This window comes from Clostridioides sp. ES-S-0006-03, assembly GCF_020662275.1.
Lineage (GTDB): Bacteria > Bacillota > Clostridia > Peptostreptococcales > Peptostreptococcaceae > Clostridioides.
Genome location: NZ_JADGMM010000023.1, coordinates 1 through 23962, shown reverse-complemented (window position 1 = coordinate 23962; position 23962 = coordinate 1). Strand labels below are relative to the sequence as shown.

26 protein-coding genes are annotated in these 23962 nt (G+C 29.3%); all 26 read left to right on the top strand.

The window, feature by feature from the left end:
• Positions 1-177: 177 nt before the first annotated feature.
• The 26 genes from IR151_RS19515 to IR151_RS19390 all read left to right on the top strand — a co-directional run bounded on the left by IR151_RS19515 (position 178) and on the right by IR151_RS19390 (position 23672).
• On the top strand, positions 178-1572 hold the full coding sequence (locus tag IR151_RS19515) for a sodium:solute symporter family protein (protein WP_227437563.1): 1395 nt from the start codon (positions 178-180) through the stop codon (positions 1570-1572).
• A 16-nt stretch (positions 1573-1588) separates the two neighbouring features.
• On the top strand, positions 1589-1831 hold the full coding sequence (locus tag IR151_RS19510) for a hypothetical protein (RefSeq protein ID WP_227437560.1): 243 nt from the start codon (positions 1589-1591) through the stop codon (positions 1829-1831).
• 4 nt (positions 1832-1835) lie between these two features.
• Positions 1836-2366, top strand: coding sequence for a hypothetical protein (locus IR151_RS19505; protein WP_227437558.1), 531 nt, complete (start codon positions 1836-1838; stop codon positions 2364-2366).
• Positions 2367-2525: 159 nt separating this feature from the next.
• On the top strand, positions 2526-3236 hold the full coding sequence (locus IR151_RS19500) for a UPF0489 family protein (protein WP_227437556.1): 711 nt from the start codon (positions 2526-2528) through the stop codon (positions 3234-3236).
• A gap of 117 nt (positions 3237-3353) precedes the next feature.
• On the top strand, positions 3354-3851 hold the full coding sequence (locus IR151_RS19495) for an SEC-C metal-binding domain-containing protein (protein WP_227437554.1): 498 nt from the start codon (positions 3354-3356) through the stop codon (positions 3849-3851).
• 9 nt (positions 3852-3860) lie between these two features.
• The gene (locus tag IR151_RS19490; protein WP_227437552.1) at positions 3861-4022 is read left to right on the top strand and encodes a hypothetical protein; all 162 of its coding nucleotides are present in this window, start codon (positions 3861-3863) and stop codon (positions 4020-4022) included.
• Positions 4023-4131: 109 nt separating this feature from the next.
• Complete coding sequence (locus IR151_RS19485) at positions 4132-5070, top strand: dipeptidase (RefSeq protein ID WP_227437550.1); 939 nt, start codon at positions 4132-4134, stop codon at positions 5068-5070.
• An 83-nt stretch (positions 5071-5153) separates the two neighbouring features.
• Entirely contained in the window at positions 5154-6014 is an 861-nt protein-coding gene (yabG, locus tag IR151_RS19480) for a sporulation peptidase YabG (protein ID WP_227437548.1), read from the top strand.
• Between the two features lie 147 nt (positions 6015-6161).
• Entirely contained in the window at positions 6162-6428 is a 267-nt protein-coding gene (locus tag IR151_RS19475; protein ID WP_009892135.1) for a Veg family protein, read from the top strand.
• 92 nt (positions 6429-6520) lie between these two features.
• Positions 6521-8071, top strand: a complete 1551-nt coding sequence (locus tag IR151_RS19470) for a DUF3794 and LysM peptidoglycan-binding domain-containing protein (RefSeq protein ID WP_227437546.1) — start codon at positions 6521-6523, stop codon at positions 8069-8071.
• 117 nt (positions 8072-8188) lie between these two features.
• Entirely contained in the window at positions 8189-9079 is an 891-nt protein-coding gene (gene ispE, locus IR151_RS19465; RefSeq protein WP_227437544.1) for a 4-(cytidine 5'-diphospho)-2-C-methyl-D-erythritol kinase, read from the top strand.
• Positions 9063-9743 (top strand): GntR family transcriptional regulator, encoded by a 681-nt coding sequence (locus IR151_RS19460; RefSeq protein WP_227437541.1) that lies wholly within the window; start codon positions 9063-9065, stop codon positions 9741-9743. The genes ispE and IR151_RS19460 overlap by 17 nt, the downstream gene beginning before the upstream one ends.
• Positions 9744-9878: 135 nt before the next feature.
• Positions 9879-10538: a stage II sporulation protein R gene (gene spoIIR, locus IR151_RS19455; RefSeq protein WP_227437539.1), complete on the top strand. Its 660-nt coding sequence runs from the start codon at positions 9879-9881 to the stop codon at positions 10536-10538.
• A gap of 31 nt (positions 10539-10569) precedes the next feature.
• Positions 10570-11076: a cell wall hydrolase gene (locus IR151_RS19450; RefSeq protein WP_227437537.1), complete on the top strand. Its 507-nt coding sequence runs from the start codon at positions 10570-10572 to the stop codon at positions 11074-11076.
• Positions 11077-11277: 201 nt separating this feature from the next.
• Entirely contained in the window at positions 11278-12084 is an 807-nt protein-coding gene (gene murI, locus IR151_RS19445; protein ID WP_227437535.1) for a glutamate racemase, read from the top strand.
• Between the two features lie 17 nt (positions 12085-12101).
• Positions 12102-12530, top strand: a complete 429-nt coding sequence (locus tag IR151_RS19440; RefSeq protein ID WP_413927377.1) for a DUF1934 domain-containing protein — start codon at positions 12102-12104, stop codon at positions 12528-12530.
• A gap of 182 nt (positions 12531-12712) precedes the next feature.
• The gene (gene tilS, locus IR151_RS19435) at positions 12713-14101 is read left to right on the top strand and encodes a tRNA lysidine(34) synthetase TilS (protein WP_227437532.1); all 1389 of its coding nucleotides are present in this window, start codon (positions 12713-12715) and stop codon (positions 14099-14101) included.
• 33 nt (positions 14102-14134) lie between these two features.
• On the top strand, positions 14135-16105 hold the full coding sequence (ftsH, locus tag IR151_RS19430) for an ATP-dependent zinc metalloprotease FtsH (RefSeq protein WP_227437529.1): 1971 nt from the start codon (positions 14135-14137) through the stop codon (positions 16103-16105).
• A 318-nt stretch (positions 16106-16423) separates the two neighbouring features.
• Positions 16424-17401 carry a biotin--[acetyl-CoA-carboxylase] ligase gene (locus tag IR151_RS19425; protein ID WP_227437527.1) on the top strand — a complete coding sequence of 326 codons (978 nt, stop codon included), beginning with the start codon at positions 16424-16426 and terminating at the stop codon, positions 17399-17401.
• Positions 17394-18353 (top strand): P1 family peptidase, encoded by a 960-nt coding sequence (locus IR151_RS19420; RefSeq protein WP_227437525.1) that lies wholly within the window; start codon positions 17394-17396, stop codon positions 18351-18353. Before IR151_RS19425 ends, IR151_RS19420 begins: the two co-directional genes overlap by 8 nt.
• 196 nt (positions 18354-18549) lie before the next feature.
• Positions 18550-19140 carry an ECF transporter S component gene (locus IR151_RS19415; RefSeq protein ID WP_227437523.1) on the top strand — a complete coding sequence of 197 codons (591 nt, stop codon included), beginning with the start codon at positions 18550-18552 and terminating at the stop codon, positions 19138-19140.
• Between the two features lie 18 nt (positions 19141-19158).
• Positions 19159-19929: a type III pantothenate kinase gene (locus IR151_RS19410; RefSeq protein ID WP_227437521.1), complete on the top strand. Its 771-nt coding sequence runs from the start codon at positions 19159-19161 to the stop codon at positions 19927-19929.
• A 136-nt stretch (positions 19930-20065) separates the two neighbouring features.
• On the top strand, positions 20066-21034 hold the full coding sequence (dusB, locus tag IR151_RS19405) for a tRNA dihydrouridine synthase DusB (RefSeq protein ID WP_227437519.1): 969 nt from the start codon (positions 20066-20068) through the stop codon (positions 21032-21034).
• Positions 21035-21142: 108 nt separating this feature from the next.
• A complete protein-coding gene (gene greA / locus IR151_RS19400) occupies positions 21143-21622 on the top strand; it encodes a transcription elongation factor GreA (RefSeq protein ID WP_021386470.1) in 480 nt (159 codons plus the stop codon).
• A gap of 14 nt (positions 21623-21636) precedes the next feature.
• Positions 21637-23169, top strand: a complete 1533-nt coding sequence (gene lysS, locus IR151_RS19395; RefSeq protein WP_227437517.1) for a lysine--tRNA ligase — start codon at positions 21637-21639, stop codon at positions 23167-23169.
• 308 nt (positions 23170-23477) lie between these two features.
• On the top strand, positions 23478-23672 hold the full coding sequence (locus IR151_RS19390) for a hypothetical protein (protein ID WP_227437515.1): 195 nt from the start codon (positions 23478-23480) through the stop codon (positions 23670-23672).
• Positions 23673-23962: the final 290 nt, after the last annotated feature.

Below are 23962 nucleotides of genomic sequence, written 5' to 3'. Positions count from 1 at the left end.
TTAAAATGGGTAGAGTTGTTCATGTTTAAAATAATAATAGTTTTAGTTTAGAGATTTCATGATTATAAAATAAATTTATAACATGTGGTATAAAGTAAGTTTAATTAAAAAATAACAGTAACTATTTAAATATTAAAATAGAAAATTAAGACAATAATAAGAATATGGAGAGTAGATATGTTAGCATTATGGGAAAATGGAATTATAATTATATTTGCATTTCTATTGTTAGGGATAGGCTATTATTTTTCTAGAAATGTAAAAGATATGGAAAGTTATTACCTAGGAAATCGAAGTTTACCATGGTCTTTGATAGTAGGTACTTTGGTTGCCTCTTGGTATGGTGGAGTTGGTACAGTGGGTAGTGTAGAGTATGCAGCTATATATGGGATATCTGCATGGGCAGTATGGTCAATAGCTGCACATATTGGAAGAATGCCTTTAGCATTGTGGGTTGGACCAAGAATTCATATAAGAACTAATATAACAGTTCCTGATTTATTAGAAAGTTTTTATGGAAAGCAAGTTGCTATAATTGGAGCAGTTTTAATGTTTATATATTGTGCACAACTTGGAGAAATAACAGCTATGGGAACTATAGGTAATGTAGCTTGGGGAATTGATAAACAGCTAATAGGGTTTATAATGGTAGTGGTAGTAGTTATATTGACAGTTCTTGGTGGTCTTATGGGAGTTGCCATTACAGATATGGTATTGTTTTTCTGCATGGTATTTGGTCTAACTATGGTTATGCCAGGTCAATTTGACCAAATAGGTGGTTTTCAAGGTCTTACAGAAGCACTTAAAGATGCACCTCAGTTAATGCATCCTACAAAAGGTATGTCAGCAATGAAAGCATTGATGTTAATAGTATATTCATTTGGAGCTTATTCAGACCCAACGTTTTACCAAAGATTTTCAGCAGCAGATTCTCCAAAAGTTGGGAGAAGAGCTTTATTGACTTGTTTTTCTCTATGGATATGTTTTGACATGGTATTAACTATGACAGGTCTTATAGTTAGAGCCACTTATCCAGAAATGGCTCCAGCAGCTGGGTATATAACTTTAGTTTTAAATACATTGCCAGAAGGTATAAGAGTTATATTTATAATCGGAATTTTAGGTTCAATAATATCAACACTAGATAGTTATTATCTAGCAGCAGGAGCTACCTTAGCAAATGATATATATGGAAGAATTACTAAAAAAGAATTATCTCAAAAGCAATTAGTTAAATTTACTAGAATAGGTGTATGTTTAGCGGCAGTTATGGGACTTAGTGTGGCGTTTAGATTTGAAAATGTATATGATGCATGTATATTTGTAGGAAGTATTTGGATGGGTTCAGCATTTGTACCTATAGTAGGAGGTCTTCTTGGTAATGGAAGAAGAACATCTATGGGTGGTATTTTGGGAATGATTGTAGGCGGAGTAACTTTTGGTTATTTTAAAATGTTTCCAGTTCAAAGTTTTGAATTAGAACCTCTTGTTATAGCCATCCCTCTTTCATTTATTGCATGGACAATAGGAAATAGAATAGGTAAAAATTTAAATACACAAAATAATCTATAAAAAAGGAGTAGTTATTATGTCTAAATTGGTATCTAAAGTAAAAAAAGATTTGGAAATAAAATGGCTTGGTATAGATGGTTTTTTAGTACTATTATACTTTTTAATAACAGGATTTATATTTTATGGTATAGTAACTAGAAATGATATTATAGTTGGAAAGATAATCCCATATGGAGTCATGATAGCAGTAGTTATAATATTTTTTGATTATCTATATAGAGTATTTAAAATGACAGGAAAAAAAGAGGAAAGGGAATGATTTTATGGATATAAGAGCATTGCCTATAAAAATTACAAAAGATGAAGCTATAGATATAGCAAAAAGTGGAAATAATTCATTACTAAGTAGACTGATATTAAAAAATAAAGAAGTTCATGAAGTTAGACTTCATTATATAGAGTTTAAAGTCGTTACACTTAAAATTCATCAAAATAAATCTATTTTCATGAAAAAAAAACAAACTGGTAATACAAATGAATTAAATATTTTAGTAAATGGTTCTACGGGTGCTGGCAGTATAGTACAAGAACTACCAGTGTCTGAAATTGTAAAAAATGTAGATAATGACATCATACAATATAGTGATAAGGATGAAAGGAGAGTAAAATCAAAGGCAAATAAAATGGCTATAAGATTAAGTCACAGGTTTATGGGGGGTATACCAGAGATAGAGATAGTTAAAATTAAAAGTATCTTTAGACCATACTGGGTAGTATTCTTTGGAAAAGTGGAATTAAATACAAGAGTAAGTTACTTGCCAATTGAAGCAGATGGTTTTGTTATAGGAATGTAGGATATTTTATATAAATATATTTTACACTTATTGTATAATACATATTGAGAGAAGATATAATAGCTAGTTATATACAAGTATCTTTTATACTAGATAACCTAATTTATGATAAGTGAGTTTAAGGTGTATAGGTTATAATTATGGAGGAAATTAATTCTTATGATAAACTATAAATATACAGGGTTTTATATAGAAAAGCCAGTAGGAAATAATGTATTTTCATATGAAGAGAGAAAAAATAAGAGTATATATGTTCCAAAACTAATAAGTGGAACATTGGATGATGTGAAATTAGGAAACAAAGTCGTATTTAATGAAATTGATGAAAATAAAGAGATAAAAGCAACAGGATTGGAAAATATGGTCGAATATGTCCTGGGAAATAAAAGAATATATGTTTTTGATAATCATAACCATGCATTTTATTTTTGGATAAAATCTATGATGGCAAATGAATTCACAAGAGGATGTAAACTAGTACATGTAGATCAACATAAGGATACTAGAGAGCCTAAAAACTACAATGTAGATATAAATAATCTGGAGGACGTATTTAGGTATACAAATGAGGTTTTAAATGTAGGAAGTTTTATAAAACCAGCATTAAAACATAATATATTTTCAGAATTAATAATAATAGATAGCTCATATGGCTTTGATTTAGATATAGAGCCAGAGTTTGTTCTTGACATAGATTTAGATATATTTTCAGAGGATATGGACTATATACCATTTGATTTTAAACTAGAAAAGATAAAAAATCTAATTAAAAAAGCTAAAGTTGTAACAATTGCTACAAGTCCTTACTTTATAAACCAAGAGTATGCTATAAAAGTATTAAAAGAATTGTTTAATTATGATATAATGTAAGAGTTAACTTTAAATAGAATATGGTATAATCAAAAAGAAGAAACTTCCAATCTAACTAAAAGATTTTATACTATAAAAAAACTAAAAAAATATAGATATACTTAGGAGGAAAAAAGTATGAGTTTATATACTGAATGGAGAAATTTAAGTGATAACCACGAAAGTCAAGAAACAGAGGTAAAATTCTGGGAAGAATATTTAAAAGTTGAAGCTGGAATATACAATGAAATATTAAATAGTAAAATGGATGTTGTTGAAGGTAAAGTAAGTGAATTAGCTGAGAAATTTGGAACTACTAATGAATTTTTCATGGGATTCATAGATGGAATAAGTGAAAGTTTAAAAGAAGATATAGTTTTAGAAGATGTAGAAGCTGATAAAGAAGTTTCTATAAAAATAGATTGGGAAAAATTATATAACAATATGGTAACTGTCGAGGCTCATTGGCTATATAATTTACAAGGTTGGGAAGAAATATTACCAGCAGACCAAAGAAAAGAAATAATAAAAGCATACAAAAAATCTAAAACAGTAGTTAAAGAAGCAAAAATAGGAAGAAATGATTCATGCCCATGTGGAAGTGGTAAAAAATATAAGAAATGTTGTGGAAAGTAAGGTAATCTTATGTTTATTTTAAGATTTGCAGATGATGATGACAATTTATCAGTTAAAGATTTTACATCTTTAACTGATTTAAAAAAATATATTAGTGAAAATAGTATAGATAAAACATGGCATCAAATTGAAGAAGTTAAGAAAGTAATACCTAACCTAAAAGAGGAATAAAATTAAGTAACATTAAAAAGAATATTAAAAAATAGTTGTCAATAGTTGTCTATAAGGACAACTATTTCTATTTTTAGATATAAATATAAAATATACAGGGGGTATAAATATGAAATTTATTGATTTGCATTGTGATACTATAGCAAAATTAATGGAGAATGTAGAAACAAGTGAACTTAAAACTAACAAATATTCTGTTGATATAGACAGGCTGAAAAAAGGGGATTCATTGGCTCAAACATTTGCTCTTTTTGTTGATACTGAAGAAGTAAAACATCCTTTTGATTACTGTATGAGTATGGCAGATAAATTTCATAAAGAAATGAAAAAAAATAGTGATGTAATAGCTCTAGCTACTAACTATGAAGAAATTATGAAAAATCAATCAGAGAATAAGCTTACAGCACTTTTATCTATAGAGGAAGGAGCAGTGCTTGAAGGTAGAATAGAAAACTTAAAGAAGTTTTATGATTTAGGCGTTAGAATGATGACAATAAGTTGGAATCATGTGAATGAGTTAAGCTTTCCTCATAATAATATAGAGTATAGAGAAAAAGGTCTTACAGATTTTGGTAGAGAAGTTGTACATAAGATGAATGAGCTAGGTATGCTAGTTGATGTTTCTCATATTTCAGATGGTGGATTTTATGAAATTGCAAAAATATCCTATAAACCAATAATAGCTACACATTCAAATTCAAGAGCAATGATGAATCATACTAGAAACCTAACTGATGATATGATTAAAGTGTTGGCTAATAAAGGTGGGGTTACAGGAATTAACTTCTTCCACTTATTTTTAGGCGATAAAAGCGAAAGTAAGCTTGAAGATATGGTTAGACATATAAAACATATTGTAAATGTTGGAGGAATTGATGTTGTAGCTCTAGGCTCAGATTTCGATGGAATAGATTCAAAAGTTGAGATTGAGGATATATCTCAAATGGGTAAATTATACGAGCCTCTAAAAAAAGAAGGATTTAGTGAAGATGAAATAGAAAAAATATACTATAAAAACGCTTTAAGAGTAATAAAAGAAGTGTTATAAGAAATGTTTTTTTGACATTAGGAAACAAAGTTTTATATCGAACATAGTATAAACTAAGATAAAAATTTATTGGAGGTTTAACTATGAAGGTAGGAGACATTGTAGCTAGAAAGTCACATAACAAAGATATTGTATTTAAAATAGTCTCTTTTGGTGTAGATGAAAATAATGAAAAAATAGCTATACTAAAAGGAATTGCATTTAGAGTAATAGCAGATGCTTATATTGATGACCTTGAATTAGTAAAAGCACCTGATATAAAAGATATATTAATAGATAAAAATGTAGAAAATTTATTATATAAGTCAGTAAGAAAGGCTAAAGAGAGACAGAAAAAGATGACAAGGGCAGTTCCAAAACTTCAATTAAATTCTAACACATATGGAATGCCTGGAAAAGTATTACAAATAGATGGAGATAAAGAGTATTTAAAAATTTGTTTGGATGTATATGCTCAACTTGGAATACCTGCAGTAGGAGTAGCAGTTTCAGAGCAAAACCAGCATAAAGAAGTAAGAGCATTACTAGAAAAATATAATCCGGATATACTAGTAATTACAGGACATGATGCAATGACAGTAAAAAGAGGGGATATAGAAGATATGAATAACTATAGAAACTCTTTAAATTTTATGAAAACAGTTAGAGAAGCACGTAAATGGCAACCAAATTTGGATAATCTTGTAATATTTGCAGGAGCATGTCAGTCAAATTATGAAAAAATAATAAATGCAGGAGCGAATTATGCAAGTTCCCCTGGTAGAATAATGATACATGCTTTAGACCCTGTTTTTGTAGTAGAAAAAATTGCATGTTCAAGAATTGATGTAGTAGTACCTATTGATGAGGTTATAGAGCAGACTATCACAGGTGTTAAGGGTATTGGTGGCTCTGAAACAAGAGGGAAATTTAGATGGGCAATGCCAAAAACAATATTGCACTAACAAAAATTAACATAATTATACTGTATATATTCAAAAATAGTATTGACATTTTTGCAAAAAATATATAAAATAATTAGTTTAAACGTTTGACAAAAATGTTTATATGTGATATTATGTAAACATATAAACGTTAAAGAAGGTGATATTGTGGCTACTGTTCAAACTCTAGATAAGATAAGAGTAAGCTTAGAAAGACATATAGGAAAGAAAATATTGTTGAAAGCTAATAAAGGAAGAAAGCAGATTATTACAAAAGAGGGTATACTAGAAAAAGTTTATCCAAGCGTGTTTGTTATAAAATTAGATGATGAAAGTAATGGATATCCTAGGGTATCTTATAGTTACTCAGATTTATTAACATCTAATGTAAAGTTGCAAGTTTTTAGAGATCAAGATAAATTACAAATAAGTTAAAATTATACCTATTAAAAATAGGTGTAATTTTTTTTTTGTTCCTTAAATATAAATATAGTGTGATATTTTTATAATACTTAAGGAGGTAAACTATGGAATTAATTAAAGATGTAATTAAAATTGACAATAGAATAGACTTTGGGAAATTTCAAACATTTATTGAGGCGGAAGCAGTAGTGCCAGACAAGAAGCTAGATGTATATGAGATTGTAAAGACTGAGGGTTACATATCACTTAAAAAAATTGAGATAGCAGATGGAAAGATACTTTGTAGAGGAAGTTTTAATTACAACGTAATTTACATCGCAGACGATAAAAATACTGTTTCTAATGTAGATGGAAAAGTAGATATAAACGAAGTAATAGAAAAAGATAATGTTATGCAAGATATGGAATACATGTTATTTTCAGAGGTAGAGCATATGGACTGCACTATAATGAATGAGAGAAAGATTAAAGTAGGAGCTCTTATGAATATAAGAGGAAGTTTATTTGAAAAACAGAGATTAGATATTGTAAAGGATGTAGCTCAAGTAGAAGGCATACAAAAGCATAGAAAGGAAATTTGTTTTCAAGATATAGTGGGAATAGAAAAAGCAGAAAGTTCTATAAGAGACACTATAACTATAAATACAGAAGAAATTCAATCTATAATAAGCTTAAATCCTTGTGTTAAAGTAAAAGAAAGTAGAGTAACTGATAATAAGGTTATTATTGGTGGAGTATTAGAAATAAATCCATTGGCTTGTACATATGAGGGTGAACTTGTAGAGTTAGATAGAGTGGGTATAGAGTTCACTCAGTTTGTAGAAGTTCCTGGAGTGAGTGATGGTATGACAGAGGAAGTATTATTGTCCATGTCAGACTTTAATCATATTTTTAAACAAAATAGTGAAAGTAATACAGGTCTATTAGAAATAGATTGTATGGCTTGTTGCAAGGTAAAAGTTACAGATGAAGTAACAAGAGAGGTATTACAAGATGCATACTCTCCTCAAAAGATAATAAAATTTGACCATAAACCTATTCAATTAAATAAGACTTTAAGAAATAGTGAAGAAACATTTATGGTTAGAGAAGGAATAAGAAATGATAATGATGATATACAAATAAAAGATATTGTAAGTGTTTGTCCAACTATGTCTATAGAAAATAGCTACATTGAAGGAAATAAAAGTATTATACAAGGGATTATAAAAGTTGAAATTTTATTTATTCCAGTTGAAGGGCTAAAATTAGTTTATAAAATTAGTGAAGAAATTCCATTTGAGCATGATATAGAGATGGATAACTTAACTGATACAGCATCAGTGTTTAATACAGCATGTATTGATAAAATTGAGGTTGATTTGAATAGAGACCAAATAGATTTGGTTATAAAAATCAAAAGATTTACTGAAGCATTAGATAAAAAGGCAGAAAGCTTTATTGTTAAAGGTGAAGATCAAGGTGTGTATGATTTATCTAAAGCCCCAAGTATAATTGTATATATATGTAAAGAAGGAGATACTTTCTGGAATATTGCAAAAAAATACAATACAACAGAAAATGAAATTGCAGAACTCAATGATATAAAACTTGACGAAGCAATTAAGCCTGGCAAGTGTCTTATTTTAGAAAAAAAAGTCGTATTAGTAGATTAATATTAAAAAATTTAAAGTAATTAAGTATAATAGGGTATTATAATACCCTATTATTTTATTTTTTGTAGTATAATATTATTGTTAGTGATGCATTATTCTTTAAACAAGGAGGATAGAATGGATTTTATAAAACTAAAGAGCAGGGCAAAAATAAATTTATCCATTGATGTCTTAGGAAAAAGGCAAGACGGTTATCATTTTGTTGAAATGATAATGCAAACGATAGATTTATACGATATAGTAAAAATAAAGGGATTAGATAAAGATGAAATAGAGATAAAAAGCACTAGTTTAGATATCCCTTTAGATGAAGATAATATTGTTTATAAAGCTGCCAAAATACTTAAGAATAGATTTAATATAAAAAAAGGCGTAGAAGTATTCATAGAAAAAAATATTCCTGTAGCAGCAGGTATGGCTGGAGGAAGTTCCAATGCCGCCGCAGTATTAGTAGGATTAAATGAATTATGGAAACTTGAGTTATCTGAAGATGAATTAAAAGACATCGGATTTAACTTGGGAGCAGATGTTCCATTTTGTATATCAGGAAGGCCTGCTTTAGCTCAAGGTGTTGGAGAAAAACTAACAGATATTAAAGGTTTACCATGTGATATAAGTATTTTAATATGTAAACCAGAATTATTTGTTTCTACAAAAGAAGTTTATCAAGGGTTAGATTTGAATAATATTAAAAAAAGACCTAATAATAAATATTTGATGGAGTGTTTAAATTCAGAAGACATAAAAGCTGTATCAGAAAATATGGTAAATGTTCTTGAAAATGTTACTATAAGTAAATATGAAGAGATAAATAATATAAAGCAAGTTATGATGAAAAATAATGCTTTAGGTTCTATGATGAGTGGAAGTGGTCCTACAGTTTTTGGATTATTTGAAAGTAAAGAAGATGCTCTAATTGGAAAAAAAGAATTATTAAAAAAATATAAACAGGTATATGTTGTTAACAGCAGTCAAAAAGGGGTTGAAATTTGTGGAGAATTTAACTAAACTGAACTTGGATAATTACAAGCCATTAAGAGATGTAGTCTTCGAAAATTTAAGAGAGGCAATCTTAGAAGGGAAATTAAAGCCTGGTCAAAGGCTGATGGAAGTACAACTAGCAGAACAATTAGGAGTAAGTAGAACTCCAGTAAGAGAGGCAATAAGAAAGCTTGAATTAGAAGGTTTAGTTGTTATGTTGCCTAGAAAAGGTGCATATGTAGCAAATATGTCATTAAAGGATCTTCTAGATGTATTAGAGGTAAGAGCAAGCTTAGAAGGTCTAGCAGCGTCTCTTGCTGCTGAAAGAATTGGTGATGATGATATAAAAAAACTTAAGGATATATCAGAAGCGTTAAAAAAAAGCATTTTGGAATCAGATTTAGATGCACTATTGAAACAAGATGTAGAATTTCATGAATGTATATTTAAAGCAACAAACAATAAAAAGTTAATCCAATTGATAAACTCCTTATGGGAACAAGTGTATAGGTTTAGAGTTACTTATATGTCTGATTACGACTCATCGCTTAATATTGTTGAAGAACATAGATTTTTACTTGATGCCATAATAAAAGGTGATAGTGAGTTGTCTAAGAAATATGCTACAGAGCATATAGAAAAAGCAGAACAATTTATGATAGATAAGGCTATGATGAATAAAGACTTATAAAATTTAAAAAACTACTTTGAAATGTTTATAAACATTTCAAAGTAGTTTTTTTATTGATATTGAAAATATTATGAATAAATTAAATTTAAATGGACATAATTGATGATATAAATTTATCTTGAGGGGGATTTTTCAATGAGAAAAATTAAAGTTAGGTTGGGAATATTAATATTAAGTCTTATATCAGTCATATCAATAATGACGATAGTAATAAATGGTGAAGTAAAAAAAATTGATAATATATCAAAAGACTATAAAGATAAATTAATAAGATTTCATGTCATAGCAAATAGTAATACAGATGAAGATCAAGAACTTAAATTAAAAGTTAGGGATGAAGTAGTAAAATATTTACAACCAAAACTACAAAACTCAAAAAGTATAGAGGAAAGTGAAGCTATTATAAAAAAAGAATATAGTACTCTGGAAGAAATAAGTAAAAATATTATTCTTGAAAATGGATATAATTACAGTGTAAAGGTAGGTATACAATATAGTAACTTTCCTACAAAACAATATTCTAATATAGTTCTTCCAGCAGGTGAATATAAAGCATTAAAAATTATAATTGGAAAAGGTGAAGGAAAAAACTGGTGGTGTGTTATGTTTCCTCCATTATGTTTTGTTGATGAGTCTAATGGAGTTATAGACAAATCTACAGATGATAAGTTAAAAGAAGTTTTAACTGACAAGGAATATAAGCTAATAAAACAAGACACACCAAAAAAAACAAGCAGAGTAAAAATCAAGTTTAAAGTAATTGAAGTAGTAAAGGATTTAGAAGAAAAATTTTAAAAAAATAAAATTATAAGGAGTGGTTTTAATCATGGACAGGTGGAGTAAACTGATAGCTATATTACTAGCTTTAACCTATATATTTATGCCTATTAAAGAGGTATATGCAGATGAGCCAACAGAGACAGCTAAGAAAGTAAACAAACAAGAAAAAAATGTAGCAAAAAAGGAAGTAATAAATTTATCTGATAATGATTTAATGTTACTGTCTAAATTGGTTGCAGGTGAAGCTAGAGGAGAAAGCTATGAGGGACAGGTTGCTGTAGCAGCTGTAGTAATAAACAGAGTATTGGACCCTAGATTTCCAGATTCAATAGAGGAAGTTATATATCAGAAGAATGCTTTCTCAGTTGTGCTTGATGGTTCAATAAAAAAGACACCAACAGATTCAGCATGTAAAGCAGCTAAAGAAGCTCTTTATGGAACTGACCCAACAAATAAAGCAGTATATTTCTGGAACCCAGAAATAGCCACTTGCAAATGGATAAATAGACTAAATCCATATCTGAGAATAGGGAATCATGTGTTTGCAAAATAAATTTAAATTTTTGAGTACTGAGAGGAGTTGTCTTTTTCTAGAAATTATTTTCTAATTTGAGATAGCTCCTTTATTTTTTGTTTAAAATAAACTATAATAATCATTTAGGTAATAATATATTAACTGTGAATATAAAAATAAATTTTAGCGATAAATAAGATGTTGTTAAACACAAAAATGTAAAGTAGGTGTTGTATAAAAATGAGCAATAGACCAATAGGAGTTTTTGATTCGGGATTAGGCGGATTGACGGTTTTGAAAGAAATAATGAAGATATTACCAAATGAGGATATAATATATTTTGGAGATACTGCTAGAATACCATATGGTTCGAGATCTAAGGAGACTATAATTAAATATACTTTTCAAGCTATAAATTTTCTAAAAACTAAGGATGTAAAAGCTATAGTTATAGCTTGTAATACTGCTACTGCGAGAAGTTTAAAAGAGGCTCAAGAAAAATATGATATACCAATAATAGGAGTTATAGAAGCTGGTGCTAGGACAGCTGTAAGTTCCACTAAAAACAAGACTGTAGGTATAATTGGAACAGAAGGAACTATAAGTTCAAAGGCATATAATTTAGAAATATCTAAAATAGATAAAAATATAGAAATTGTTAATAAAGCATGTCCTTTATTTGTACCAATTGTTGAAGAAGGATGGGCTAATACAGAAGTAGCTAAATTAACAGCAAAGATATATCTACAAGAATTAAAAGATAAGAATATAGACTCTTTGGTATTAGGATGTACTCATTATCCTATTTTAAAGAGAACAATAGGTGAAGAGGTTGGAGAACACATAAAATTGGTTAATCCAGCTAAAGAGACAGCTAAAGATTTAAAAAAGATTTTAGAAGAACGAAACATTATAAATAGCAAAGAAGCTCATGGAATTTATCAATATTATGTATCAGACATACATGAAAAATTTTCAGATATAGCGAAAGAATTTTTAAAGAAAAAAATTGATAAAATTCAAAAAGTGGAGATACAAAAATATTAGTTTATATGAAGAAGTCTATGGAGGAAAAATCGTTGAGTGTAAAAATAAGCATAAATACTAGACAATATGATGAAAAAGGTAATATGGACACCATAGAGATGACTACTTTTGGTAAAATTTTTTATAAAAATGATGGAATATATGTTATTTACAAGGAAAAAGAAGAAAATATAGAAATAACTAATACTATAAAAATACTTAAAAATGAAGTTAGTATTAAAAAGTTTGGTTCTATTAATTCAACTATGATGTTTAAATGTGCAGAAAGCAGTACTACAAAATATGTAACCCCACAAGGTACCTTATTAATTGATATTGACACAAGAGAATTGGATATAAATATACAAGAAGGGGAACACATAAAATTGAAAATAGACTATAATATAAAGATACAAGATTTATTTTTAGGTAGAAACAAAATAGATATATACATAGATATTAAATAATAACTATAGCTATTTTCCAGAAATTTTATAAAGGTAGTGAAAAAACTACCTTTTATTTAATTTATTTGGTATTATTATATTTATATTAAACTTTAATTTCTTAAAATTGATACAAGGGTTTAGCGTTTTTTTATAGAAAGTATACTTAAAAGTGAATAAAACTAAGTGTAAGAGGGATAAATATGATATTTGATAAGGTACTAAGTACTATAAATAAACATAATTTAATACAAAAAGGCGATAAAATAGTTTTGGGTCTTTCTGGAGGACCTGATTCAGTTTGTTTATTGCATGTACTAAATAGATTAAAAAAAGATTTTAATATAGAAATATATGCAGCACATTTAAATCATCAAATAAGAGGAATAGAAGCTCAAAAAGATGCATTATATGTATCTAAGCTTTGTGAGGATATGGGAATTGTATTCTTTGTAAAGTCTATTAATGTACCAAAATATTGTGAAAATGAGGGGTTATCATTAGAAGAAGGAGCAAGGAAGCTAAGATATGAAATGTTTTATGAAATTAAGGATAAGATTAAAGCTAACAAAATAGCTATAGGCCATAATCTCAATGACCAAGCTGAGACTGTCATGATGCGTATTATGAGAGGAACAGGTCTTAAAGGGTTAAAAGGAATTGATTACATTAGAGATAACTGTATAATTAGACCAATCTTGGATGTAGAGAGAATAGATATAGAGGAATATTGTAAGGCTTATAATTTAAATCCTAGAATAGATAAAACAAATTTAGAAAACATATACACTAGAAATAAAATAAGGTTAGACCTTTTACCATATATGAAGGATAATTTTAATTCAAATGTAATAGAATCTATAGTGAGGATGAGCAATAGCTTAAAAAGTGACAACGATTATATTGAGAAAGAGGCAGAAGCTAAATTTAGAGAAGTTTCAAATATAAAAGAAAAGAGCTTTGTAGAGATAAATTTAGAAGATTTTATTTGCTTACATGATGCTATCAAAGTTAGGGTTCTTAGAAATTCTATAAAACATATACTAGGAGATACTAATTTTGTTGATCAAAAACATATAGAGGACATAATGTCTTTAGAAAGTGATTCAAAAGTAAATAAAATGATAACTCTTCCGAGAAATATATTTGTTTATAGAAAAAAAGACAGTATAATATTAACCAATGAGGAAATTGTTAGTGAGGAAATTGAATTTTATTACAATATACCTAGTAATGGGTTTATAAAAATAAAAGAATTAAAACAAATTATTGAGACCCAAGTAATGAGTATAGATAGGTATAAGAGTATGAAATTAGACAATTCATCTAAAGGGTTTGATTTTAATAAGGTAAAAGGGGGTATAGTAATAAGGAGCAGAAGGCAAGGTGATAAGATAAAACTTGCTATGGGAAGTAAAAAAGTGAAGGATTTATTCATAGATTTAAAAATCCCAAGAGAAGAAAGATGTAAAATTCCTATAATCACAGATAGTGAAGGAATAATATGTGTTGGAGATTATAAAATCAGTGAGAATTATAAAATTGATGAAAGCACAAAAGAAGTATTAAAAATTAATTTTAACAAATTATAGGGCAAAGCAATGTATGAAAGGAGGGCTTCTATATTGAATAAGTTGCTAAAAGGGGCAGGTTTTTATCTACTTGTTTTTATAATTATAGTAGGTATAGTTCAATTCTCAGGTAAGCCTACAGAAAAAATAAAAGATTTAAAATTTTCCCAAGTATATAGGGAATTAACAGATGAGAATATATCAAGATTGTACTTTGTAAATCAAACTTCTGTAGAAGGTACTATAAAAGATACAAATACAAAGTTTAAATCATATGTTCCAACAGAAATAATGGGAGATAAACTTGCAGATGAAGTGTTAGATCAAGCTAAGGCTGGAAAATTAACATTTGGTGGTGAAGCTAAACCATCTACACCTTGGTTTGTTGAGATGCTACCTACATTACTGTTAATATTCTTTATGGTAATTCTTTGGTTTGTATTTATGAATCAGTCTCAAGGTGGAGGCGGAAAGGTTATGAGCTTTGGTAAGTCAAAGGCTAAGGTTCATAAGGATGATGAAAAAACTAGAGTTACGTTTAAAGATGTAGCTGGATTGGATGAAGAAAAAGAAGATTTACAAGAAGTAGTAGACTTCTTGAAGAATCCTAAGAAATATATTGAATTAGGGGCAAGGATACCAAAAGGAATGCTTATGGTAGGACCTCCTGGAACTGGTAAAACATATCTATCAAGAGCAGTTGCTGGAGAAGCAGGAGTTCCATTTTTCAGTATAAGTGGTTCTGATTTCGTTGAGATGTTTGTTGGGGTTGGGGCTTCAAGAGTAAGAGATTTATTTGAGCAAGCTAAAAAAAGCGCTCCAGCTATAATATTTATAGATGAAATCGATGCAGTTGGTAGAAAGAGAGGAGCAGGTCTTGGTGGAGGTCATGATGAAAGAGAACAAACTCTTAATCAACTTCTAGTTGAGATGGATGGATTTGGAGTAAACCAAGGTATAATAATCATGGCAGCAACAAATAGACCAGATATACTTGACCCAGCTTTACTTAGACCAGGAAGATTTGACAGACAAGTAGTTGTTGGTACACCAGATGTAAAAGGTAGAGAAGCTATATTTAAAGTTCACTCAAGAAATAAACCGCTAAATGATGATGTTAAAATGGATGTATTAGCTAGAAGAACACCAGGATTTACTCCTGCTGATATAGAAAACTTAATGAATGAAGCTGCAATACTAACAGCTAGAAAAAGAGAAAAGAAAATTAAGATGGAAACTATAGAAGAAGCTATAACAAAGGTTATAGCAGGTGTAGCTAAGAAATCGAGAGTAATAAGTGAAAAAGAAAGAAGACTTACAGCATATCATGAAGGCGGGCATGCAGTTTGTGCTCATATACTTGAGGAAGTAAGTCCTGTTCATCAAGTTACAATAGTACCAAGAGGAAGAGCAGGAGGATTTACAATGCAGCTTCCTGTTGAAGATAAGTTCTATGCTACTAAAAATGAGATGAAAGAGAACATAGTAGTTTTACTTGGAGGTAGAGTAGCAGAAGAGTTAGTGCTAAAAGATGTGTCTACAGGAGCATCAAATGACTTAGAAAGAGTTACAGCTACTGCAAGAAGTATGGTAACAAAATATGGAATGAGTTCTAAACTTGGTCCAATGTCATTTGACAGTGATGATGAAGTATTTTTAGGTAATAGTTTTTCAAGTAAGAGAAACTATTCTGAAGAGGTTGCTTTTGAGATAGACCAAGAAACAAAACGTATAGTTGATGGTGCATATGATAAGACAAGAAGTATATTACAAGAAAACATGGATAGACTGGAGTATGTAGCACAAGCCTTACTTATCTATGAAACTTTAGATGCAGATCAATTTATAAAAGCATTTAATAAAGAATTACCATTAAATGATATTGAAAATGCAATTACAGAGGAAAATTCTCCTAAAGAAAATGAAGAGCAATTAACTATAAATCTAGAAAAAGATAGAGAAGAAAGAAACAATGTTGTTGATATAAATAAAAATCAAGAAAATAAATCTGATGAAGATAAATAATTTTAAAATATTGATTATTTTAAGAGTATTATCTATTAAGGATTAAATATTAAGACTGAAAGTATAATGTTAAATTGATAAACAAAGTATATTTGCATATATCAATCTAATTAATACTTTCAGTTTTTTTTGTGATTTTAGCAAAGATTAGGCAAAATATTAAGCTATGGGAATTAATGGTATGGGTATATAAGTTTACTTATGATAATATATTAAAAAGGAATTTTAAAATTAGTAGTATTAAAAATATATTAATAATGTATAATTACTTATTAGAAGAAAAGAAGTCATGAAATCATATCATATTAGAGGTGAAGTATGCGAGAGAAGATAATAGAAATTATATTAAATAATAAATCTGAGTTTATTTCGGGTGAAGAGTTGTCAAAGCAATTAGGTGTGTCACGTGCAGCTATATGGAAACATATGAAAGCTCTAAAAGAAGAGGGATATAATATAGAATCTGTAAATAAGAAAGGTTATAGATTAGCAGAAAATCCAACTGATTTATTAAGTCCACAGAATATCTACTATAAATTAAATACAGAGTTTATTGGTAAGAATATTGAGCATCTTGATACTATAGATTCAACCAATGAATACGCAAAAAGAGTGGCTGTGAATAGTATAGATGGAACTGTGATTTTAAGTGAACATCAAAATATGGGAAAAGGACGATTAGGAAGAACTTGGGATTCCAAACCCCATGAAGGAATTTGGATGAGTATTATTCTAAAACCAGATATGGAACCGTTTAAAGCACCATTTATAACTTTAATAGCAGGAGCAAGTGTAACACAAGCTTTAAATAATCTAGGGGCAAAGACTTTGATAAAATGGCCAAATGATGTTATTTTAAATGGGAAAAAAATATGTGGTATACTAACAGAATTGTCTGCTGAGATTGAAAGAACAAATTATGTTGTTCTTGGTATTGGAATAAATGTTAAAATAATGGACTTTGATTCAGAAATAGCTGAGAAAGCTACCTCATTGTATAAAGAAGGATACAAATTGTCTAGAGTAGATATTGTCAGAAATGTATTGGCTGAATTTGAAAAGTTATATTTAGATTATATTGCAAATAACTCAAAAGAAGAAACTTTAAAAATATGTAGAGATTATTCTGCTATTATAGATAAGAATATATATGTACTAAAAGGAAATGATAAAGAATTAGTTAAATGCTTAGATATAAATGAAGATGGTAACTTAGTAGTTCAGGGTAGTGATGGAAGTGTAAAAGAAATTGTTTCGGGTGAAGTTTCTATAAGAGGAGAAAATGGATATGTATGATAATATTTTAGATATAGAAGGTTTAAAGGTTGGGCAAGTTGAGGATAGAATAGGGCTGACTGGATGTACAGTAGTGATTTGTGAAGAAGGTGCAGTTTGTGGTGTTGATGTAAGAGGGTCGGCTCCAGGAACCAGAGAAACCGATTTATTAGACCCTGTAAATATGGTTCAAAAAGTTCATGCTATAGTTTTAGCAGGAGGTTCTGCATATGGTCTTGAATCTACTTGTGGAGTAAGTAGATACTTAGAAGAAAGAGGAATTGGTTTTGATGTTGGAGTTGGAAAAGTTCCTATAGTTGTTGGAGCAGTTTTATTTGATTTAGGAGTAGGAGATTTTAAGTGTAGACCAGATATACAAATGGGTTATAAAGCTTGTGAGGTGGCAAATACAACTGTTTTAAATCAAGGTAATTATGGAGCAGGATGTGGAGCTACTGTTGGAAAGATAAGAGGGCAAGAATATGCTATGAAAGGTGGAATAGGAAGTTATTCTATAAAACTAGATAATGGATTGATTGTATCTGCATTAATTGCTGTAAATGCTCTTGGAGATGTTTATGAGGATGGTAAGGTTATAGCAGGCGCCTTAAATGATAAAAAAACAGAAACAATTGATACATATAAATTGATGAAACAAGGTGCAAGTAAAGGTGGATTTAGTATAGATAATACTACAATTGGAGTTATAGCTACGAATGCTAAACTGACTAAAGCTGAATGTAAAAAAATATCTCAAATGGGTCATGATGGGTATGCAAAAGCTATTTTTCCTATCCATACACCTCATGATGGAGATACAATATTCACAATGTCAAAAGGTGAAATAGAAGCAGATATAACGTTATTAGGTTCATTGGCTGTAGAGGCTGTGGAAAAAAGTATAATAAATGCAGTAAAAAAAGCTGATAGTGTAGAAAATATAATAGCATATAAAGACATAGTAAAAAAATGAGAAATATGATGAAATTAGCATATTTTTCTTGTCAAATTGTTGACAATGACAACTCATCTTGATAAAATTATTCTTGTTAGAGCAGGCATCCTGAAAGTAGTAGCCTGACTCATAATGATAAGAAACAAGAGTAAGAAAAATCAAAAAATTAAGTAGTCCGGCATCGTTAGTGAGCTGGAACGGAGGTGTATTTTTTATGATGAACACAAGTGCATCAGTAAGAAAAGTAAATGTAAGAAAGATGACTATAATAGGGGTACTATCAGCTATTTCTATTATGCTATCTATGACTCCATTGGGATTTATTCCAGTTGGACCTACAAAAGCAACTATAATTCATATACCAGTTATTATTGGAGCTATTATGGAAGGACCAATAGTTGGGGCAGCAATAGGCTTTATATTTGGAGTATCAAGTCTTTTAAACGCTATAGTAAACCCAACAGTAACATCTTTTGTTTTTATAAATCCATTAGTTTCAATATTGCCAAGAGTTATGATAGGTATATTGGCTTATTATGTATATCAACTAATAATCAATGCTACAAGTAAGGTATACATATCTGGATTAATTACAGGAGCTGTAGGTTCTTTGTTAAATACAGCTGGTGTTTTAGGAATGATATATGTTTTATATGCTGACAAGTATCTTCAAGCAATGGGTCAAAATGGTTCAGCAGGAAAGGTTATAATGGCTCTTGCCGCAGCAAATGGAGTACCAGAAGCAATAGTAGGAGCTTTAGTAGTAGCTGCCGTTGCTGCTGTACTTAAGAAAAGCAAAAAATAGAAAGAAGGTTAATGACATATGCTTCTAGTATTTGATGTTGGAAATACTAATATGGTTTTAGGTATATATAAAGGTGACAAGTTAGTTAATTATTGGAGAATTAAAACAGATAAGGAAAAAACATCTGATGAATATGGAATTCTAATAAGTAGCTTATTTAAGTATGATGATGTGGATATAAATGCTATTGATGATGTAATAATATCATCTGTAGTTCCAAACGTTATGCATTCTCTTGAAAATTTTTGTATAAAATACTGTAAAAAGCATCCATTGATAGTAGGTCCAGGCATAAAAACAGGTCTAAATATAAAATATGATAATCCAAAACAAGTTGGAGCAGACAGGATAGTTAATGCTGTAGCAGGCATAGAAAAATATGGGGCACCAAGTATACTTGTAGATTTTGGAACAGCAACTACATTTTGTGCTATTTCTGAAAAAGGTGAATATCTAGGGGGTACAATAGCACCAGGAATAAAGATATCTAGTGAGGCATTATTCCAAAGTGCATCTAAATTGCCTAGAGTAGAATTAGCAAAACCAGGTATGACTATTTGTAAAAGTACTGTATCGGCTATGCAATCTGGCATAATTTATGGATATGTAGGTTTAGTTGATAAAATAATAAATATGATGAAAAAAGAATTAAATTGTGATGATGTTAAAGTTATAGCTACAGGTGGGCTAGCTAAACTAATTGCTTCAGAAACAAAAAGTATAGATTATGTAGATGGTTTTTTAACGCTAGAAGGATTAAGAATAATATATGAAAAAAACCAAGAATAATTAATACAGGGAATTGGATTATATATCCAGTTCCCTTTTTATGATAGTTTTTTAGTGTTATGTGGTATATTATAATGAGGAAATGCAGATTTAGAAATAAAATCACAAAAACAAAGGAAAAAATAGGAGAAAAACGATGAAAATAGGAAATTTAGAATTAAAAAATAAAGTTTTTCTGTCACCTATGGCAGGGGTAACAGACCTTCCATTTAGATTAATTTGTAAAGAACAAGAATGTGGACTTTTATATACAGAAATGATAAATGGTAAGGCACTTTGCTATGATGATGAAAATACTAAAAAAATGCTTAAGATAGAAAAAGAAGAACATCCTGTAGCTGTTCAGATATTTGGTTCTGAGCCAGATTTTATGGGAAGAGCAGCAGAAATAATGAACGAATATCCAAATGAAATCCTTGATATAAATATGGGATGTCCAGCTCCAAAAGTAGTTAAAAATGGGGATGGTTCAGCACTTATGAAAAATCCTAAACTTGCAGAGCAGGTATTAAAGGCAGTAGTGAAGAATTCAAAGAAACCAGTTACTTTAAAAATAAGAAAAGGATGGGATGATAATAGTATAAATGCTGTTGAGATAGCAAAGATAGCAGAAGCTTGTGGAATAAGTGCTTTAGCAATACATGGAAGAACGAGAGAGCAATATTATACAGGTAAAGCAGACTGGAATATAATTGCAGATATTAAGAAAAATTTAAATATACCTGTTATAGGAAATGGTGATGTATTTACAATAGAAGATTCAATAAATATGTTAGACAAAACGGGTTGTGATGCTATAATGATAGGTAGGGGTGCTCAGGGTAACCCATGGATATTTAAAAGAATAAACCATTATATGAATACAGGCGAGATTTTGCCAGAGCCAACTCTTAACGAAAAGATAAGTACTGCCATTAAACATTTAAAGCTTGCAGTAGAAGAACATGGAGAGTATGTAGCTGTAAGGGAAATGAGAAAACACATCGCTTGGTATTTAAAAGGTCTTAGAAACTCTGCAAGATTAAGAGATGAAATTAATAAAATAGAAGACTATCAAGAAGTTGTGTCGAAATTGGAGTACTATATGGAAGACTCCTTGACATAAAAATAATAGTGACTTATAATATAGCGCATAAATTAAAAAAAGATTATAAAAATTTTAAAATATAATTAGGAAAATTCCTAAGAAATTTGTGAAGGAGTTGTATTTATAATGGAAGAGAATAAAGAGTTTTTATTGACACAAGAGGGATACGATAAATTAGAAGAAGAATTAGAGAATTTAAAGGTTGTAAAGAGAAAAGAAGTTGCAGAGAGAATAAAGGTTGCTATATCTTTTGGTGATTTATCTGAAAATGCTGAGTATGATGAAGCTAAAAAGGAACAGGCACAGGTTGAAGAAAGAATCTTAAAATTAGAAAATATGGTTAGAAAAGCTGTTATCATAGATGAAAGCAAAATAGACCTTAATGTTGTTACAATAGGTTCAATAGTTAAAGTTAAAGATTTAGAATTTGATGAAGATGTTGAATATACTATAGTTGGTTCAACAGAAGCAGACCCATATGATGGCAAAATATCAAACGAATCTCCTGTAGGAAAAGCGCTTTTAGGAAGAGCTGTTAAAGAGGTTGTAGAGGTGCAAGTTCCTGATGGAGTTGCTAAGTTTGAAATATTAGAAATAAGAAGATAATCTGGAGGAAAAAAATGAAAAATAATCAACAAAGCAATGAAGAAGCACAAATTCAAGAAGACCTTAGTGAAGTACTTCAAGTAAGAAGAGATAAACTAAAAAAATTACAAGAATCAGGTAGAGACCCTTTCAAAGAAAGTAGATATGATAGAACTCATTATTCTATGGAAATAAAAGATAACTTTGAAACTCTTGAAGGTCAAACTACAAAAATAGCAGGACGTATCATGAGCAAGAGAATACAAGGTAAAGCTGGTTTTATAGATATTCAAGACCAAGAAGGAAGAATTCAATCTTATGTAAGATTAGATGCTATAGGGGAAGAAGAATATAGTGTATTTTCAACATATGATATTGGAGACATAGTTGGTATTGAAGGGGAAATATTTAGAACTAAAAGGGGCGAAATATCTGTAAAGGCTAAATGTGTAGTATTATTATGCAAATCTCTACAAGTTTTACCAGAAAAATATCATGGATTAAAAGATCAAGAATTAAGATATAGACAAAGATATGTTGATTTAATAGTGAACCCAGAAGTAAAAAATGCTTTTTTAATTAGAACGAAAGCATTAAAGGCATTGAGAGCGTATTTAGATGACAGAGGATTTTTAGAAGTTGAGACTCCAATATTAAATACTATAGCTGGTGGAGCGAATGCTAGACCTTTTATAACTAACCATAACACTTTACATATACCAATGTATTTAAGAATAGCAAACGAATTATACTTAAAGAGACTTATTGTTGGTGGATTTGATAAAGTTTATGAAATGGGAAGAATGTTTAGAAATGAAGGTATGGATTTAAAACATAATCCTGAATATACTGCTATAGAATTATATCAAGCATATGCAGACTACACTGATATGATGGAGATAACAGAAAATGTTGTTGCACATATGGCTGAAGTTGCTACAGGAAGCATGATAATCAACTATCAAGGAACAGAAATAAACTTTACACCTCCTTGGAAGAGAATGACTATGGAAGATTGTGTGAAGGAATATTCTGGCGTAGATTTTTCTGCAATAAATACAGATGAAGAAGCATTAGAAGTTGCTAGAGAAAAAGGAATAGAAATAAAGCCTGGAATGAGAAGAGGGGAAGTAATAAATGCTTTCTTTGAAGAGTTTGGAGAAGATAAATTAATCCAACCAACATTTATAACACATCATCCAGTTGAAGTATCTCCATTATCTAAGAGAAATACTGAAGACCCAAGAAGAACTGATAGATTTGAAGCTTTTGCTAATAAATGGGAGTTAGCTAATGCATTTTCTGAGCTTAATGACCCAATTGACCAAAAAGGAAGATTTATGGACCAATTGAGAAAAAGAGAATTAGGTGATGATGAAGCTTTTGAGATGGATGATGATTTCTTAAAAGCATTAGAAGTAGGTTTACCTCCTACAGGTGGACTAGGAATAGGTATAGATAGAGTTATTATGCTATTAACTAATTCTCCATCTATAAGAGATGTATTATTATTCCCTACTATGAAACCTATTGATAATAATCAAAATAAAGAAGAAGAAGAAAAATAAAAAATACAAGCATTCTACTAAGTTTTAAATAAAATAGAGCTATTAAATTATCAATAAATAGCTTTATTTTATTTAAAATGTCAATGTAGAATGCTTTTTATATGTTCTAAAGAAGTTTTCATGTATTTAATTTATAAATTACCAACAAACGTTACAAATTGATATTAGTTTTTGTTGATTGGAACTTTATATTTAGAAAATATGATTGAAAGTAATTTATTATGAAAATATTTAAAGTAATTTTTGGGAAGGAAAAAGGAATAATTTTTGAGAATACTATATATAAAAAATTATTGGGGGAATGTGTGATGTTTCAAGTAATTGATTTTTTATGTTTAGTTTGTATTGGATTTTTAGTTCTTGATGTTATGGTATATTTTTGTAAGGATGCAATGGATATATTTGAAAGTACAACTAAGGTTAATAAAGTTAAGAGTATAAATGCTTGGGCAGATAGAGTCAGAACCAACTCATATTCTTACGAAAATAAAATTGCAAAATAGGAAAAACTGTATATGCATGTGTTACTTGTAATATCAAGGGTTATATCTGTTAGTTTTAGTTAAAAGTATTAAAAAAAACAAAGAGTTATAACCTTTTTTAAAATAAAAAACAAAAAAAGTATTGACGAATTATTTTTAAGGTGATATAGTATTACTTGTCCCCAAGAAAAGGGCAAACATGAAAAATGAACTTTGAAAATTAAACAGTAGGTTAATTTATAAAAACAAGAAACAAACCATAAAGCCAGATATTTAGATAACAATAGTATCTGAGCCTGATAAACTTTTAT